The organism is Mesorhizobium sp. M7A.F.Ca.US.010.02.1.1 (assembly GCF_004023085.1).
Classification (GTDB): domain Bacteria; phylum Pseudomonadota; class Alphaproteobacteria; order Rhizobiales; family Rhizobiaceae; genus Mesorhizobium.
The window spans coordinates 1-15018 of sequence record NZ_RZRV01000007.1 but is presented as its reverse complement, the minus strand read 5'-3'; the positions used below and the strand labels follow the sequence as shown (position 1 = coordinate 15018).

Sequence of the window (15018 nt, the reverse complement as noted above, 5' to 3'; positions counted from 1 at the left end):
AAGCTCCTCCCCTCCTTCGATATGATCCAGGGAGAAGGATCAGACGATTGGATCGAGGACTGTCGGCCAGGCCTCCTTGTTGGTCTTGATGGCTTCGAGCAGTTTGTCCTCGCCGGTGCGCCGGGCGATCTTTTTCCACTCTGCCTCGGTATCGGCCATCGCCTGCTCCGATGTCTTGGCCTTGGTCAGCGCCGCCATCAGGTTCTCGTCGAGCGCATTGTGGAAGGCTGTCGCGCCGGGATAGTTGATGGTTGGCACGGTGCGGGCGACCGTCTCGCGCACGACGTCCATGTGGTAGGCATGATAGGTCTGGCGCACCAGCGGATCGGAGAAGTCCGAAAGCCGGAACGGGTCCAGATAACCGCCGGGGTTGGCGCTCATCCATGCGTAGATACGGGCCGAGCCCAGCCATTGCAGCAGGAGATAGGCGACCTCCTGGTTTTTCGACTGCGACGAGACCATGCCGGTCAGCGAGAACCACAGCACGGAACGGCTGATCAGCTTGCCGCCGATCTCGCGGCCGGGCGGCAGCATCGAGCCGATCTTGCCGGTGACGGCTGAATCCTTGTTGCCGGCATTGTCGAGGAATTTCGGCAAGTTGGAGAAGGCGCAGGTCATCGCCGCACCACCCTTGGCGAAGTTGCCGTATTGCTCCGGCCAACCCCAGGAGATCGCATCCGGCGAATGATGCGCGAGCGAAGCGACATATTCATTGGTGGCGGCAATGCCTTGCTCGGAATTGATCATCGGCTTGCCGTCATCGCCAAACAGGAACTGGTTGGGCGAAGCCATCGAGACATAACGCTGGTACCAGTTCGTGTAGCCCCAGCCCTGGTTACGCAGGTCGGTCGAGCCGAACAGGCCCTTGTCCGGTCGCTGGAAGAAGGCGGCTATGTCGCCATGCTGCTTCCAGGTCTTCGGCGGCGCCAGATCGTAGCCGTATTTGTCCTTGAAGGCCTTCTTCTCGGCTTCGTCGCCGAACAGGTCGGTGCGGTAGACCCAAGTCTGGAAGTCGCCGTCCAGCGACACGCCATAGTTCGAGCCGCGGTATTTGTTGAGCAGCGACACGCCCTTGGCGCCGTTGACATAGCCGCTGACCGGATCGTCCCATTCAGGCTTATGCTGCGCGACAAAGTCGTCGAGCTTGGCGATGCCGCCGGTTTCGGCGAGGTCGCCAAGACGGTTCCATTCGGTCGAGTAGATGTCGTAGGCCCCACCCTTGGTGGAGATGTCCTGCATCGTCTTGGTGAATTCCTGGCCGTTCGGCAAACCGACGATTTCGATCGCGATGCCGGTCTCCTTTTCCCACAGCTCCTTGATCGACGGCGCACCGGCCGGGAAAGGCTGCGTGAGCTGGCCGATCGAGCCGTCGGACAGGCCGAGCACGATCTTGGCCGGCGCCTTGCCGGCGCCCTTCAGCGCCTTGGCTGCCTCGATGGCACGGCCTTCCGGCGTGTCGGCGCCATACTGGTAGCGCTCGGCCCCTTCGAAGCCCGTCGGGCCGCCGATCATGCCGGGCGCCAGCGCGTCGGCCGCATAGGCGCGACCGGGACGAATGAATTGGGGTGCGATACCAGCGGCGGTCATGATCACGGCCGCCTTTCCTCCGGATGCTAGCAGCCGGCGCCGCGAGATGCGGATCAAGTCAGACATTGAAACTCCTCCCTCAGGGCCACGTTTCCTCCACGACCCTTATGAGGGATATTGACTGCAGCCCGGCAAGGCTGTCAACATCATAAATAATCAAAACACCTCATAATATTGCAACAGGGCAAGGAAATGCACAAAAACGGGACCCATACGTCACGCAGGATGCCTCAATTTGAGGGCGCCCGGCCCTTCCCTGCCCCGCGCAGCCCTGCCGGACCATTTGATTTAGCGCGGCGGCTTGCACATCGGCCAAGGGCGGATACATCATTTCCCATCAGAATCGCGGATGGCGGGGAAGCCGTCACCAGCCGATCCGACGCATGCAGGAGATGAAAGACGGTGCGTTCCACCCTGACTGACATAGCCCGGGAAGCCGGCGTCTCGGCCGCCACCGTCGACCGAGTGCTCAACAACCGACCCGGCGTGCGGGCGCGCACGCGGGAAATCGTGCTCGAAATGGCGCAGCGCCTCGGCTACATCGCCGAAGGCCCGAACGGCGCGCCGCCACGGCCCTCGCCCGGCGAGGTCATCCGGCTCGACTTCGCCCTGCCGGCCGGCACCAATTCCTTCATCAAGATGCTGCACCGCCAGATCGAGGCACAGGCTCTGGCGCGGCCCGACCTCGATGTTCGTATCGCCACCATAGAGGGCTTCAATCCTGACCGGCTCGCTCGCCTGTTGCAGGATCTGCGCGGACAGACGCAAGGCGTCGGCGTCATCGCGCTTGACCATCCGACGGTGCGCGAAGCGATCCGCTCCCTGTCGGCCAACGACATCAAGGTGGTGACCATCGCGTCCGATATCCTGCATGTGCCCAGGGTCGCCTATATCGGCATCGACAACCGCGCCGCCGGGCGGCTGGCCGGTTATCTGCTCAACCGCTTCATGGGATCGGGGCGTCCGGGCAAGGTGGCGCTGTTCGCCGGCTCGCTGTCTTATCGCGGCCACGAAGAACGCGAGATGGGGTTCCGCCACGTATTGACCGAGGAATCACCCAATCTGCAGATCGTCGAGATGCGCGAAATGCTCGACGACCGCGAGAAGGCCTATTCGGAGGCATCGGCCCTGCTGGAGCGGCACCCCGACCTTGCCGCGATCTACAATGTCGGCGCCGGCAACACCGGCATCGCCCGCGCGCTCAAGGAGCGCGGCCGCGCCCAATCCATGGTCTTCCTCGGCCACGAAGTGACGGACGGCACCAAGGACCTTCTGCTCGACGGCACGCTCGACGCGGTCATCGACCAGAACCCGCGCGTCGAGGCCCGCGAAGCGCTCAACACCCTGATCCATGCGGTCCGGGGGCTGCCCTACGAATTGCACCAGCCAAGGCTGCAGGTGATCTTCAAGGAGAACATTCCGGAGATTTGACCTGTACGAGGCGGCGCCGCAAAGCGCCGCCAGCTCGATCTTTCCGGGCCTATTGGACGGCAGCGACTTCAGCCGCGGCGCCATCGACAAAGCTCTTGTCGACCCATTTGCCATAGTCGATCGAGCCCTTCAGGAGCCCGGCGCTGGCCATGAATTTCTCCTCGCCCTGCAAGGCGGCGATCGCGTCGTCCGTGAGTTTCGGATCCTGATGGAACACCCCGTCGGCATAGGTCTTGCGGACGGATTTTTCCGACGACTTGGTCGCCTCGACAAAGGTCTTGATCGTCTGGTCCGGATGGGCGTCGGCCCAGCGCGAAATCTCGATATCGACCTTCAGCAGCCGCTTGACCAGATCGGGATATTTCGCCGCGAAGGCGCCGTTGACCGAGATGACGTTGGGCACGTTCCATTCCGGATGGGTGCTGGTGTCGAACAGGACGCGCGCCTCGCCGGTGTCGACCAGCTTGGCCGCCGTCGAATCGGTCTCGACAATGGCGTCGATATCGCCGCGCAGCAGCGCCGGGCCGGATGCCTCGAAAGGCAGGTTCAGACCTTCGACATCATTGGTGGTCAGGCCGACGCTGTTCAGCGCCTTGCTGAAATTCGAATGCCGCACCGTGCCGGTCAAATAGGCGACCTTCTTACCCTTGAGATCCTGCAGCGTCTTCAGCGGCGAGTCGGTCTTGACGACGATGTAGGAACCGCCGGCCTTCACATAGCTCGACAGGCCGATCAGCCTGACGTCGGCGCCGGACGCCGCAACGCGCAGCGCTGGATTGTTGCCGGTATAGGTGAATTCGATCGCGCCGGTGGCCAACGCTGTCGTCGCCTCCGAACCGCCATTGAAAGTCACCAGTTCGACCTTGATGCCGTCCTTGGCGAACTCCTTCTCCCACCAGCCGTCCTTGTGGGCGAGGATGAATTTGAGATGCCCCGGCGCGGTACTGCCGATGCGGATGATTTCCGGCTTGTCCTGGGCGAAGGCAGGCATGCCGCCAAGGCCGATGACGACGGCAATGGCGCCCTTCAGGAGCAGTCGGCGAAGTGCATCGAATGGAATGCTGGGCATGAGAAAAATCCTTCCTGATTGGAATGAACGGGCGGCTCAGATGAGCGAGGTCTCGGACTGGCCTTTCCAGGCCGTTGCCCAGCGTTCGAACCAGACGAGCAGATAGTTGACGGTCAGGCCGATGACGGTGAGGGTCAGGATGCCGGCATACATGTCGGCCGTTTCCATCATCAGCTGCGAGTTCTGGATGAGAAAACCGAGGCCGGATTTGGCCGCCAGCATCTCGGCGCCGATGACCGCGAACAGCGAGGATTTCACCGCCAGGCGCGCGCCGGCGACGATCGAGGGAATGCTGGCCGGCAGGATGACTTTCCGGAACAGATCGAAGTCGGACGTGCCCATCGAGCGCGCCGCCTTGATCAGCAGCGGATCGACCGACTTGACGCCGCTGATTGTGTTGACGAGGAGAAAGAAAACCGAGGAGTAGAAGGTGATCGCCACCTTCGATTCCTCGCCGATGCCGAGCAACAGGATGAACACTGGCAGCAGTGCGAATTGCGAGGTGTTGCGCAGCGTCTGCACCAGGAGGTCACTGACCTTCTCGAACAGCGAATAGCGCCCCATCAGCAGACCGAGCGGGATCGCCACCACGACGCCTAGCGCAAAGCCGATCGCCGCGCGCTGCAGGCTGATGCCGATATGCTCGATCAGCACGCCCGAGGCGAGCAGCGCCCACCAGGCGACCAGCACCTCGCTCAGCGGCGGAAAGAAGATCCGGTTCAGCCAGCCGAGCCGCGGCGCGATCTCCCACAGCAGGAAGAACAGGCCGAGCAGCGGCAAGCCATAGAGGAACGTGCCGTGGCTCGCTTTCTTGCTCCGGTTCTTGGCGCTGGCCTTGATCGCGGGGATCCTGGCGGCGGCGACAGTTTCGCCAGCGCCGGCAAACAGGTGGAGCGCTCCAGCGGAGCCAAACTTCTCGGTCAGATAGGCCATTGGTCCAGCTCCTCAGTGACTGAAGGCTGGCGACAGGGTCCAGTCCTTCTGCGCCTTGTTGACCTCGTCGCGCAGCACGTCCCAGACGCGGGCGCGATAGGCGTTGAATTCGGCGCTGGCGCGGATGTCGCCGTCGCGCGGCCGTGGCAGGTCGATATCGATGATCTCCTTCACCGCGCCCGGCCGCGCCGTCATCACCACCACGCGATCGGCGAGGAAGATCGCCTCGTCGATCGAGTGGGTGACGAAAATGACAGTCGTGTTGATCTTGCCCCAGATCCGCAGCAGCTCGCCTTGCAGCAGTTCACGCGTCTGCTGGTCGAGCGCCGCGAACGGCTCATCCATCAGCAGCACTTCCGGGTTGCTGGCCAGCGCACGCGCGATTGCCACACGCTGCTGCATGCCGCCGGACAGCTGGTTGGGAAAACGGTCCTCGAAACCAGCAAGGCCGAACAGTGCCAACAGATGGCGGGCCGTCGCCGTGCGCTCGCCCTTGGCCACGCCGCGCACCTCCAGCGCATATTCGATGTTGGCGAGCGCCGTACGCCAGGGAAACAGCGCATATTGCTGGAAGACATAGCCGGTCTTGGGATCTGGCCTGGTGATGCGCCTGCCGTCGAGCTGGACGTCGCCACCGGTCGCCTGCGTCAGCCCGCCGATAATGTCGAGCAGCACCGACTTGCCCGAGCCGCTCGGGCCAACCAGCGTGATGAACTCGCCTTTGCGGATCGAGAGATCAACGCCGTCGAGCACGGTGACGCGGTCGGTCGCCTCGCCATCCACGGTGACGAACTGCCCCGGCTTGAGCTGGAACGTCTTGCTGATGTCGCTGACGACGATCCGGTCCATGTTCGGGCGGTCCATATCTGTCTCCGATCGGTTCACTGCGCCACGCGGATGCGGTGCGTCGGGTCGAATTCCGAGCCGCCCGCCTTGCCGCGCTTCCAGCCAAGCGCGCGGGCATAGGAGCCGAACAGCCGTCGGGCGTCGGCCTGAGCTTCCGTGATGCCGGTCGGCCCTTCGGCGAACTCAGCCACATAAAGCGCGTCGGTCGGGCAATAGATCTCGCAGAGAAAGCAGGTCTGGCAGTCCTCCTGGCGAGCGATCACCGGCACGCCATTGTCGGTCGCGTCGAAGACGTTGGCCGGGCACACCTTGACGCAGATGTCGCATTCGACGCAGCGCGTGGCCGAGACGATCTCGATCATGACGCCAGCTCCGCCAGCCGCTCAGGCGCACCTGCGATGCGGAACTCATCCACACCGGTGATGACCAGCCGGTGCGCGAAGGCCGGGCTCTTGCCCGGTAGGTCGGTGCGGCGATGCATGCCGCGGCTCTCGGTGCGGTGCAGCGCTGCGGCCACGGACCAGCGCCCGGCAGCGGCGATCGATGCCGCCTCGCGCGTGCGGACCCGATCCAGCCCCTCGCCTTGCAGATGGTCGCGCACGTCGCGCCAGACACTCTCCAGCCGCTCGCCGCTTTTCTCCAGGCCCTCGCCAGTGCGGAAGAAATTCTTGCCGAGCGGCGTCACTTCGCTACGCACCGCCTCGATAACTTCGCTCGCCGAGATGTCGGCACTCGCCGACGATGCCGGACGCAACCCGGCTTGGCCGAGCGACTGCACCGCACTGCGGAACGCCTTGCCGGTGCGGCGCTTGGCATGGGTCGAGGCGCCCTTGCCGGCCCACCAGCCGCTGGCCAGCGCCCAGGACGAATTGACGGCGCCGCCGCCCGACACGGCCCCGGTCATGATCTCGCGGCTGGCGGCATCGCCGGCGACGTAGAGGCCGGGCACGCCGGTGGCGCAATCGTCGGAGACGATGTCGATGCCGCCGGTGCCGCGCACCGTGCCTTCGGCGCGCAAGGTGATGCGGAACAGCTCGCTGAACGGATCGATGCCGGCGCGGTCGTAGGGCACGAAGCAATTCGGCTGGCCCTGGCGCAGCCAGCCTTGCAGCGCCGGCTCGGCCTGATCGAGCCGCGCATAGACCGGGCCGTCGATCAGCGCGCGCGCCACTTCCTCCTCGCGGTCGCCGATGCCGTTAAGCAACGGCTCGCCGGTCGGTCCGACGATCGGCGAGCCATCTTCGCGATGGAACGAGGCCCAGCGGAACGGCAGGCCCTTGTTCAGCGATGAGCCATAGGGCGCCAGCGTGTATTTGCCGGTGAACTCCATGCCCGACAGGCTGGCGCCGGCTTCGGCCGCCATCAGATAGCCGTCGCCAGTCAGCCCGGTGGCGCCGAGAATGCGTTCGCGAAAGGCGCAGCCGCCGGTCGCCAGCACCACGGCGTTGGCGTCGACGCGCCAGTCCTGGCCGATCTGTCTCGCAACACCGGCGGCGCCGACAATGGCATCGCCGTCGGACAGAAGTTCGAGCGCCGGATGATGGTCGAGCACGGTGACGCCGGCCAAAAGCACCCGGCGGCGCATGAAGCGCATGTAGTCCGGGCCGCGCAGATTGGCGATGTAGAGCCGTCCGTCATCCTCGCTCGGAAAGGGATAGCCCCATTCGGACAGCCTGAGCAGGTTGCGGTAGGCGGTGTCGACGCAGCGCAGCATCCAGCGCGGGTCGGCGAGTTCGCCGGTGCGCTGCCAGCGTCGTTCGACCACGGCGTGCCTGTTGTCACCCGGCGGCACGCACCAGGTGCCGGTGTTGGACGGCGCGGTGGCGCCGCTGGTGCCGAGATAGCCCTTGTCGGCCAGCACCACCTTGGCGCCGCCCTCGGCCGCAGAGACTGCCGCCCAGGCGGCCGACGGGCCGCCGCCCAGCACCAGCACGTCTGCCTGGAGCAGCAAGCTGTCGGAAGCGGATTTTTGCGGCTTGTGCATGGACACCTGGCGAATGCGTCGAGGCCGGCGCTAGGCCGCGCGCGCCGCGCTGGAAGACCAGACCGGCTCGTTGCCGGCACTCCATTTGATGTTGCAGCCGATCGACGGCACTTGGCTGGCAATGGGCCTGCCGCCCTCCAACACCGTGTCGACCGCCGCTCGCAGATCGGCACCCGTCACCGGCTTGCCGTTGCCCGGCCGCGCCTCGTCGAACTGGCCGTGATAGGCGAGCCGCCGGTCGGTATCAAACAGGAAGAAGTCGGGCGTGCAGGCCGCGCCATAGGCTTTCGCCGTCTGCTGCGACGCATCCTTGAGATAGGGGAAGGAATAGCCAAATTTTTCGGCCTCTTCGCCGATACGGGCAAGCGTTTCTTCCGGATGCGCTTCGTGGTCGTTGGCGTTGATCGCCACCACTTGCAGCCCCTTGCCCGCATAATCCCTGGCGAAAGCGGCAAGCTGCTCGCGGATCAGCACGACGAACGGGCAACGGTTGGAAATGAAGGCGACGAGCAGGGCCGGCTTGGCGTCGAAATCGGCGAGGCGGTGCAGCACGCCTTGCGCGTCGGGCAACAGGAAATCGGCCGCCCTGGTGCCGAGGTCGATCGGATTGGACTCTGTCTTCGGCATCGATGCGCTCCCTTGTGCAACCATTTTCACAGGCCAAGGTGCGAGCGCCCTGAACGTCCGCAGTTAGGCTATGAATTTAGTATAATTATAGGCTGGATAGCGCATTCGCGGTCAACCGCGCGGCTTAGAATATCGTGCCAATGTTTCAGGCCGAGCCGCCAAGTTTGTTCGGGCGGAAGCCGATCCGGAGAAATCCGGACGGACAGGATTTATCAAGCTCAACTGGTTCGCCGACGAATTGGTACTGCCCAGCCGAACCGCCTTGCGATTTTACGGCGTCATTCCCCTTCCGGATAAAGCGCCTTCGCCAGATCGCGGATCGCATCTGATGTGCGCGGCCCGAAGCCGATCATGTAGGCGCCGTCAAGCACGACCAGCGCCTTGTTGGCCGCCGCCGGCGTTGCCGCCAGCGCGCGGTTGCCGAACACCTGCTCGGGCGTCGGCCCGCTCTTGCCGTCGCTCATCATCAGGATGACGTCAGGCGCCATCTCGATCAGCTTTTCCTCCGATGCCGCCCTGTAGCCCTGCACGATTTCCATCGGGTTGAGGCCGCCGGCATAGCGGATGATGGCGTCGGCAGAGGTGCCGGCGCCGGCAGCGCTCAGCTTCACGAGGCCATGGAAGAACACCACCTTCTTGCGCCGCTCCGGCGGGATTTGCGACGCCAGATCGGCTGCCGTCTGAAAGGCGGTGAGCACCTCGGCGGAAACCACCTTGCCCTTGTCCTCGAGCCCAAGGCTGGCGGCGATCAGGGTGATCTTGCGCTCGATGCCTTGCGGGCTGTTGTCCTGCGGGACGAAGACGATCGGGATCGCCAGCGACTTCAGCACCTCGACCGCCTCCGGCGGTCCGCTGTCCTCGGCCGCCAGGATCAGGTCGGGACGCAGGCTGGCCAGCCCCTCGACCGAAAGCTGGCGGCGGTAGCCGACATTGGGTTTTTGCGCGACTTCAGGCGGATATTTGCTGCCGCGATCGACGGAGATGATCCGCTCGCCGGCGCCCAGCGCGTGGACGATCTCGGTGACGTCGGAGCCGAGCGTCACGATTCGGGTCGCCGCGCCCGGCACGACGGTTCGCCCCAGCGCGTCGACAACGCCCTCGGCGGCCAGCGCCTGGAAACCACAGGAAGGCGCCAGCACCGACAGCGCCAGAAGCAGCACCGCCGCGATCCTGCCAGGTTGCGACCAGTGGGTCGTCTTGCCTTCGCCTAAACTGCCGACCATGCCGCTGTTCCCGTGCCAGATGCTTCTCGATGATGGTCGGCTATAAATTTAAAGTTGACTTGTGTCATCATGTTTTAATATGTGACCCCTGCCCCGGCCCGCCTGGTCGAGGGATTCTCGATCATGCCAGCCAAGGCCCTTCAGCCACCGCCAGCAGTTTTGCTTTTGCTTGGGGGCTGCATGACGATGACAACGACAACAAACACGACCTTGATGGCGAGCACCGCGCTCGCCTTCGTGCTCGGCCTCTGCGCCGTGCCTCTTGCCAGCGCGCAGGAACAGGACCAGGAGAAAAAGGCCGCCGCCAAGGCCGGCCGCCTGGCGCCGGCCAGTGCCGCGCAGAATCAGCCGGCGACGATGCTCGACGTGATCACCATCTCGGCGACGATGATCAAAACGGCGGTGATCGAATCGATGGCCGCCATCAGCGCCGTCGATCAGGACGAACTCGACCGCATTCAGCCCGACACAGCGGCCGACATCTTCCGCACCACGCCCGGCGTCGCTGCCTCGATGAATGGCGACGATCCCGCAACCGCCATCAACATTCGCGGCCTGGAGCAATATGGCCGCGTCGTCGTGACGCTCGACGGCGCCCGTCAGGACTATTGGCGCGTCGGTCATGGCTCTGGCTCGTTCTATGTCGAACCGGACCTGATCAAGGAAGCCACCGTCATTCGTGGCCCGGTGTCGAATGCCTATGGGTCAGGCGGCATCGGCGGCGTCGTCTCCTTCGAGACCAAGGACGCCGGCGATTTCCTCAAGAAGGACGAGCGCTGGGCGCTGAGCGAGAAGCTCGGCTACGAGGACAATGGCGACGGCTTCACCACCAGCACCACCGGTGCCTACCGCTTCAGCGACGATGCCGACATCATCGGCAACCTCATCTACCGCGACCGCGACAGCTACACCGACGGCAATGGCGAGACCGTGCCATGGACCGGCGAGCGGGTGACCAGCGGCTATCTGAAGACGACGCTGCGGCCGGCCGATGACCATGAGCTGAAGCTCGGCGCCATCCTGCAGCGCTACAACGACCAGATCACCGGATCCAGCGGCTCGACCTCGCCGACGCTGAGCCGCTACGACACCAACACCACCAACCAGACCTACACCGCCGCCTACACCTGGAAGCCAGACGACAACGAGCTGATCGACTTCAGCGCCAATGCCTACCACAACCGCACCCGCACCGAGCAGACGCAGGTCGCGCCTGCCTCAGGGATCAGCAATTTCCGTTTTTACGATGTCGCCACATCCGGCTTCAACGTGAAGAACTCCTCACGTTTCGACGCCTGGGGACTAGCACATACGCTGACCTACGGACTCGATTACTACTATCTCGAGGCCTCCTCGGAAGCGGCGCATTTCGGCGCTGGCGAACAGCAGGGCTATGGCGGCTTCCTGCAGTGGCAGGGCGATTACGAGGACTGGCTGCAGGTCATCACTGCGATGCGGTATGACGGCTACCAGCTCGATGGCGAAACGCGCATCCCGTCGCCGCAGGAAGCCTCGATCTCCGGCGATCGTTGGTCGCCGCGCCTCACCGTCGGCGTCACGCCATTCGATGGCTTCCAGCTCTATGGCACCTATTCCGAAGGCTATCGGGCGCCGGGCCTGCAGGATGTCTTCCGCGGCGGCGGCGCGCATGGCGGCGGCGATACATACCGGCCCAATCTTCTGCTGCAGCCCGAGACGGCGAAGAACTGGGAGGCCGGCATCAACGTCAAGTATGACGATGTTCTGACAGCGGGCGACCGGTTGCGCGCCAAGCTCAACGTCTTCCACACTGCCGTCGAGGATTACATCGACGTCGACCTGACCGTCCTGCCGCGCACCGCGATCAACATCGGCGACGCCCGGCTGAAGGGCATCGAGGCCGAGATGGTTTATGACTACAACTGGGGTTTTGTGAACCTTGCCGGCGCGTTGATCGACGCCAAGGTCGTCAGCGGCGTCTATTCCGGCCAGGCGCTGAACAACACGCCGCTCGACCGCTTCTCGGCCACCATCGGCTTCCGCATGCTGGAGGACCAGCTCACCGTCGGCGCGCAATATCTCAGCGTCGGCAAGATCACCCGCACCAGCCGCACCAATCCCAACGCCGTGCCGGTCGTCGATGACGGTTTCGATCTGGTCAACGTCTTCGCCAACTGGCGCGTCAATGACAACCTCAAGCTCGACTTCGGCGTCGATAACATCTTCAACACCGCCTACACCGACCCGCAAAGCGCATGGTCGACCTCGGCGGCAACCGAACAGGGCAAGGGCCGCACCTTCAAGGTGGCGCTCACCGGCAGGATCGGAGGCTGACAATGAGCCAAGCATCGGTGCGTGAACTGGCCTGTGAGGCACAGCTCAACCTGCGACATCTGCCCGATTACATGGACAGCATCAGCGACAGACTGCAGAGCTTCGAGGCCGATGCTTCGCATCAGGGACAGCGCATCGATTTCCGCTTTGCCTTCGGTGGCGCCTCTTTCGACATGGAACGGCTGGTGATGCGGGCCAATGCCGCCGACCGCGACGGGCTGGCCCGTATCAAGGACCTGCTGGCCACGGCCGTACAGGTCTACGCCAAGGAGGAAAATCCCGAGATCGTCTGGACCGGCGATCTCTCAGGCGAAACCAGCCTCGCTCAGTTCCGCGAGATGGTGGTGACGGATATTCGCGACCTCACCCCGCATATGCGCCGCATCCGGCTGGCCGGCGAGGATCTCAGCCGTTTCGCCAAATTCGGCGGCATGCATATCCGCATGCTGTTTCCGACCAGGGAGGTGCCCGATCCGCTGTGGCCGGTGCTCGGCGGCAATGGCTTGCCGGTCTGGCCCGCCGATGACCGGCGCCCGGTGGCGCGCGTCTACACCATCCGCGCGCTCGACGTGGAAAAGGGCATCATCGATGTCGACTTCCTGATTCATACCGGCGAGAGCGTCGGCTCCACCTGGGCCATGCAGGCAGCGCCCGGCATGAAGGTCGGCATCATGGGACCGGTCGGCCGTCCGGTGCGGCAGGCAGAATGGTATGTCTTGGGTGCCGATGAAACCGGCCTGCCGGCGCTGGCGCGGCTGCTGGAGACGCTGCCGGCCGAGACAAAAGGCGTTGCCTTCGTCGAGATCGCCAATGACGGTGAACGGCAGAAGATCGCCAACCCCACCCGCATCGAAGTGCATTGGCTGACACGGGATGGCGTGGCGGCGGGCGAGGACAGACGGCTGGCCGAGGCTGTCCGCTCGGTGGCGTGGCCGCAGGACGGTTCGGCCTTCGGCTGGTTCGCGGCGGAAGCCGCTGCCGCCAAGATCGTGCGCGAATATTGGCGCGACACGCTGGGACTTGGTCGCGATCAGACGCTGGCGGCTGCCTATTGGCGGCGTGGCTCTGCCGGATTGATGGCGGGGTGAACTCTGATGATCGGCCCGCCGTCTTTGCCGATGCGGATATCAATTTGATCACCGGAGACAAGGTTCGAAATATCGCACACCACCAGCGGCATGCGGATGTCATAAAGAAACTCGGCAACGATGGCGCCCACCGCCAGGATCGGGTCCGGCCGCTCCAGAAGAAGACCGGCCGGCGCCGTGCCTCTGCGGATCGCCTCGGCCAGCACCGAGGATGAAGACGATGAGCCGCGCCCGCTCGGCATGACCAAAATCCTGCCGGCGACATTTTGGCCGAGGCCGGGATGCGAATGGTCTGTTATGTCGCCGGTCTCGGCATCGATACCGCCCCAGAAGCTGAGGGGTTGCGAGAACACCAGCGCCTGGCCCTTGGCTTCGCCGGCCAACTGGAAGGTGCCGGTTCGTGCCACCGGTCGCGTCATGAGGCGCTCCGCACGACATGCCCGACGGCAGCGGAGCGGATGCAATCCTCCATCTCGGCAAAGGCGACGGACACGCCGATATTGCCCGGTGCATAATGCGCCCATTTGCCGGAATTGGTCATCACGACGCCGTCGAGGCGTTCCAGGATCGATGTGACATAGGTGCAGGTGTCGGCGACCGGGACCAGACCAAACGCCTCCATCCCCGCCAGCGCGCCCTCCTCCTGCAGTCGCGCCAAGGTCGCACGGCCCGTGTTGACGTAGATCGGGATGCGCCTTCCGGGTGCTGCCTCGCGCAGCAACGGCAACAGTCGCATCCACTCCTCATACGAAAAATGCGGCGTGCCGAGCGACACGGCCGCCACCGGCGCGCCATCCCGTACGCTCGATAGCCTGGCCAGCGCATGGTCGATATCGGCGCGGGTGATGCGGATCGTTTCGTCAGGCGCATGACCCTGGAACGCCTCATCGAGCGTCATCGCTTCCGGCGTGATGCCGACCGCATGGAACAGCGCCACAGCACCCGTCGTTGCAGCCGCCGCGCCCAGCGCCTTTAGCTGGTCCTCATCGCGCGGCTGCGGCAGACCGGCAATCACCGGAACGCGGTCGCCGCTCGCTTGCCCGATGAATAGCCCGACGCCGACGAAAAGGCTGTCGCTCGGCTCGCCGTCCGGAACATCCAGCTCAAATAGGATCCGGCCGCGCCGGTTCTCGCTCAGATGCAGACCCCAGGCCGGCGCGCGGCCGGTCATGGCGCAGCACAGATCGATGAAATCGCCATAGCGGTTGGTGCGCGCGCCGATCACCGAATTGGCAAAGACGATGGCGTTGGATTCGCCCCAGGCGATCTGCTCGCCGAACTCCGGCCTGAACCGCGTCTGGTAAGGTGCGCAAGTGAAGGTCGCCTGGCAGCCGAGCTCCAGATGCGCCTTCATCAGCCGCCGCGCCGGCACCTCTTCCGCTGCCGGCATCTTCACCATGCCGGGATGGATGAGGTCGAATGAGCCGACATTCAATGTCGTCGGCACCTGGACCCGGCCACCGCCTTCGACCAGCCGCTCGACGAAATCGAGCCCTGCCTTGCCGTGGTAGAGACAGCCATCGATATGGGCGCCAGTGATGTCGAGCAGACCGCGCGCCCCAACCGCATTGGAAAATGCGACGAGGATTTTCATGGCAGCGGCGGCGGACGGGCCCTGCTCGCCGTCGAGCATGGATCGGTCGCGCGCGGTCAATTCCAACGTCATGGGTGTGCTCCGGACCTTACTTGATCTTGTGGCGGGACAGCACCCCCCTCTGCCCTGCCGGGCATCTCCCCCGCAAGGGGCCTGTTGCAAAATTGTGTGGATGTGATTCCCTGTTTTTGAACCAGGGATCTTGCGATGACGACGAAGCCGAGCGGTCAGTTCAGTTTTGTGGAGGCTCTGCTGCCGCAGGGTCTTGGTCGGAGCGGTCGCCTGGACCGGTTGTCGTTGCTGGTGAAGTGGTATCGCTTCGA

13 protein-coding genes and 1 pseudogene are annotated in these 15018 nt (G+C 64.3%); 4 read left to right on the top strand and 10 right to left on the bottom strand.

The features are described 5' to 3' along the window. Window positions 1-39: 39 nt before the first annotated feature. Window positions 40-1653 carry an extracellular solute-binding protein gene (locus EOA19_RS09500; protein WP_128303406.1) on the bottom strand — a complete coding sequence of 538 codons (1614 nt, stop codon included), beginning with the start codon at window positions 1651-1653 and terminating at the stop codon, window positions 40-42. Between the two features lie 336 nt (window positions 1654-1989). On the opposite strand from EOA19_RS09500, the gene EOA19_RS09495 reads away from it, so the two are divergent. Beyond that, on the top strand, window positions 1990-3018 hold the full coding sequence (locus EOA19_RS09495) for a LacI family DNA-binding transcriptional regulator (RefSeq protein WP_128303405.1): 1029 nt from the start codon (window positions 1990-1992) through the stop codon (window positions 3016-3018). Between the two features lie 49 nt (window positions 3019-3067). Here EOA19_RS09495 and EOA19_RS09490 read toward each other — a convergent pair whose 3' ends face one another. The 7 genes from EOA19_RS09490 to EOA19_RS09460 form a co-directional block, all read right to left on the bottom strand. Beyond that, entirely contained in the window at window positions 3068-4087 is a 1020-nt protein-coding gene (locus tag EOA19_RS09490) for an aliphatic sulfonate ABC transporter substrate-binding protein (protein ID WP_128303404.1), read from the bottom strand. Between the two features lie 36 nt (window positions 4088-4123). Then, complete coding sequence (locus EOA19_RS09485; protein WP_128303403.1) at window positions 4124-5020, bottom strand: ABC transporter permease; 897 nt, start codon at window positions 5018-5020, stop codon at window positions 4124-4126. 12 nt (window positions 5021-5032) lie between these two features. Continuing rightward, window positions 5033-5869 (bottom strand): ABC transporter ATP-binding protein, encoded by an 837-nt coding sequence (locus EOA19_RS09480; protein ID WP_128303534.1) that lies wholly within the window; start codon window positions 5867-5869, stop codon window positions 5033-5035. Between the two features lie 32 nt (window positions 5870-5901). Continuing rightward, window positions 5902-6228 (bottom strand): ferredoxin family protein, encoded by a 327-nt coding sequence (locus EOA19_RS09475; protein WP_023814043.1) that lies wholly within the window; start codon window positions 6226-6228, stop codon window positions 5902-5904. Further along, complete coding sequence (locus tag EOA19_RS09470; RefSeq protein ID WP_128303402.1) at window positions 6225-7850, bottom strand: FAD-binding protein; 1626 nt, start codon at window positions 7848-7850, stop codon at window positions 6225-6227. The genes EOA19_RS09475 and EOA19_RS09470 overlap by 4 nt, the downstream gene beginning before the upstream one ends. Before the next feature lie 30 nt (window positions 7851-7880). Next, window positions 7881-8477 (bottom strand): thioredoxin family protein, encoded by a 597-nt coding sequence (locus tag EOA19_RS09465; RefSeq protein ID WP_023814046.1) that lies wholly within the window; start codon window positions 8475-8477, stop codon window positions 7881-7883. Window positions 8478-8755: 278 nt separating this feature from the next. Then, complete coding sequence (locus EOA19_RS09460) at window positions 8756-9700, bottom strand: ABC transporter substrate-binding protein (protein ID WP_128303401.1); 945 nt, start codon at window positions 9698-9700, stop codon at window positions 8756-8758. Between the two features lie 186 nt (window positions 9701-9886). Here EOA19_RS09460 and EOA19_RS09455 point away from each other — a divergent pair, with 186 nt between their 5' ends. Next, window positions 9887-12013, top strand: a complete 2127-nt coding sequence (locus EOA19_RS09455; protein ID WP_128303400.1) for a TonB-dependent hemoglobin/transferrin/lactoferrin family receptor — start codon at window positions 9887-9889, stop codon at window positions 12011-12013. Window positions 12014-12015: 2 nt separating this feature from the next. Then, a complete protein-coding gene (locus tag EOA19_RS09450) occupies window positions 12016-13101 on the top strand; it encodes a siderophore-interacting protein (RefSeq protein ID WP_128303399.1) in 1086 nt (361 codons plus the stop codon). Here the strand turns inward: EOA19_RS09450 and EOA19_RS09445 are convergent. Together EOA19_RS09445 and EOA19_RS09440 are read right to left on the bottom strand one after the other, a co-directional pair. Next, a complete protein-coding gene (locus tag EOA19_RS09445; protein WP_128303398.1) occupies window positions 13062-13520 on the bottom strand; it encodes a DUF126 domain-containing protein in 459 nt (152 codons plus the stop codon). The genes EOA19_RS09450 and EOA19_RS09445 overlap by 40 nt on opposite strands. Further along, window positions 13517-14767, bottom strand: a complete 1251-nt coding sequence (locus EOA19_RS09440) for an aconitase X (RefSeq protein ID WP_128303397.1) — start codon at window positions 14765-14767, stop codon at window positions 13517-13519. Before EOA19_RS09440 ends, EOA19_RS09445 begins: the two co-directional genes overlap by 4 nt. Window positions 14768-14902: 135 nt before the next feature. On the opposite strand from EOA19_RS09440, the pseudogene EOA19_RS35835 reads away from it, so the two are divergent. Further along, window positions 14903-15018, top strand: a pseudogene (locus EOA19_RS35835) (IS5/IS1182 family transposase); the annotation flags it as partial.

What these genes read in the sequence shown, in the direction of transcription:
- EOA19_RS09500 (WP_128303406.1), bottom strand. Translation starts at nt 1,653, where the DNA reads ATGTCTGACTTGATCCGCATCTCGCGGCGCCGGCTGCTAGCATCCGGA.
- EOA19_RS09490 (WP_128303404.1), bottom strand. Translation starts at nt 4,087, where the DNA reads ATGCCCAGCATTCCATTCGATGCACTTCGCCGACTGCTCCTGAAGGGC.
- EOA19_RS09485 (WP_128303403.1), bottom strand. Translation starts at nt 5,020, where the DNA reads ATGGCCTATCTGACCGAGAAGTTTGGCTCCGCTGGAGCGCTCCACCTG.
- EOA19_RS09480 (WP_128303534.1), bottom strand. Translation starts at nt 5,869, where the DNA reads ATGGACCGGATCGTCGTCAGCGACATCAGCAAGACGTTCCAGCTCAAG.
- EOA19_RS09475 (WP_023814043.1), bottom strand. Translation starts at nt 6,228, where the DNA reads ATGATCGAGATCGTCTCGGCCACGCGCTGCGTCGAATGCGACATCTGC.
- EOA19_RS09470 (WP_128303402.1), bottom strand. Translation starts at nt 7,850, where the DNA reads ATGCACAAGCCGCAAAAATCCGCTTCCGACAGCTTGCTGCTCCAGGCA.
- EOA19_RS09465 (WP_023814046.1), bottom strand. Translation starts at nt 8,477, where the DNA reads ATGCCGAAGACAGAGTCCAATCCGATCGACCTCGGCACCAGGGCGGCC.
- EOA19_RS09460 (WP_128303401.1), bottom strand. Translation starts at nt 9,700, where the DNA reads ATGGTCGGCAGTTTAGGCGAAGGCAAGACGACCCACTGGTCGCAACCT.
- EOA19_RS09455 (WP_128303400.1), top strand. Translation starts at nt 9,887, where the DNA reads ATGACAACGACAACAAACACGACCTTGATGGCGAGCACCGCGCTCGCC.
- EOA19_RS09450 (WP_128303399.1), top strand. Translation starts at nt 12,016, where the DNA reads ATGAGCCAAGCATCGGTGCGTGAACTGGCCTGTGAGGCACAGCTCAAC.
- EOA19_RS09445 (WP_128303398.1), bottom strand. Translation starts at nt 13,520, where the DNA reads ATGACGCGACCGGTGGCACGAACCGGCACCTTCCAGTTGGCCGGCGAA.
- EOA19_RS09440 (WP_128303397.1), bottom strand. Translation starts at nt 14,767, where the DNA reads ATGACGTTGGAATTGACCGCGCGCGACCGATCCATGCTCGACGGCGAG.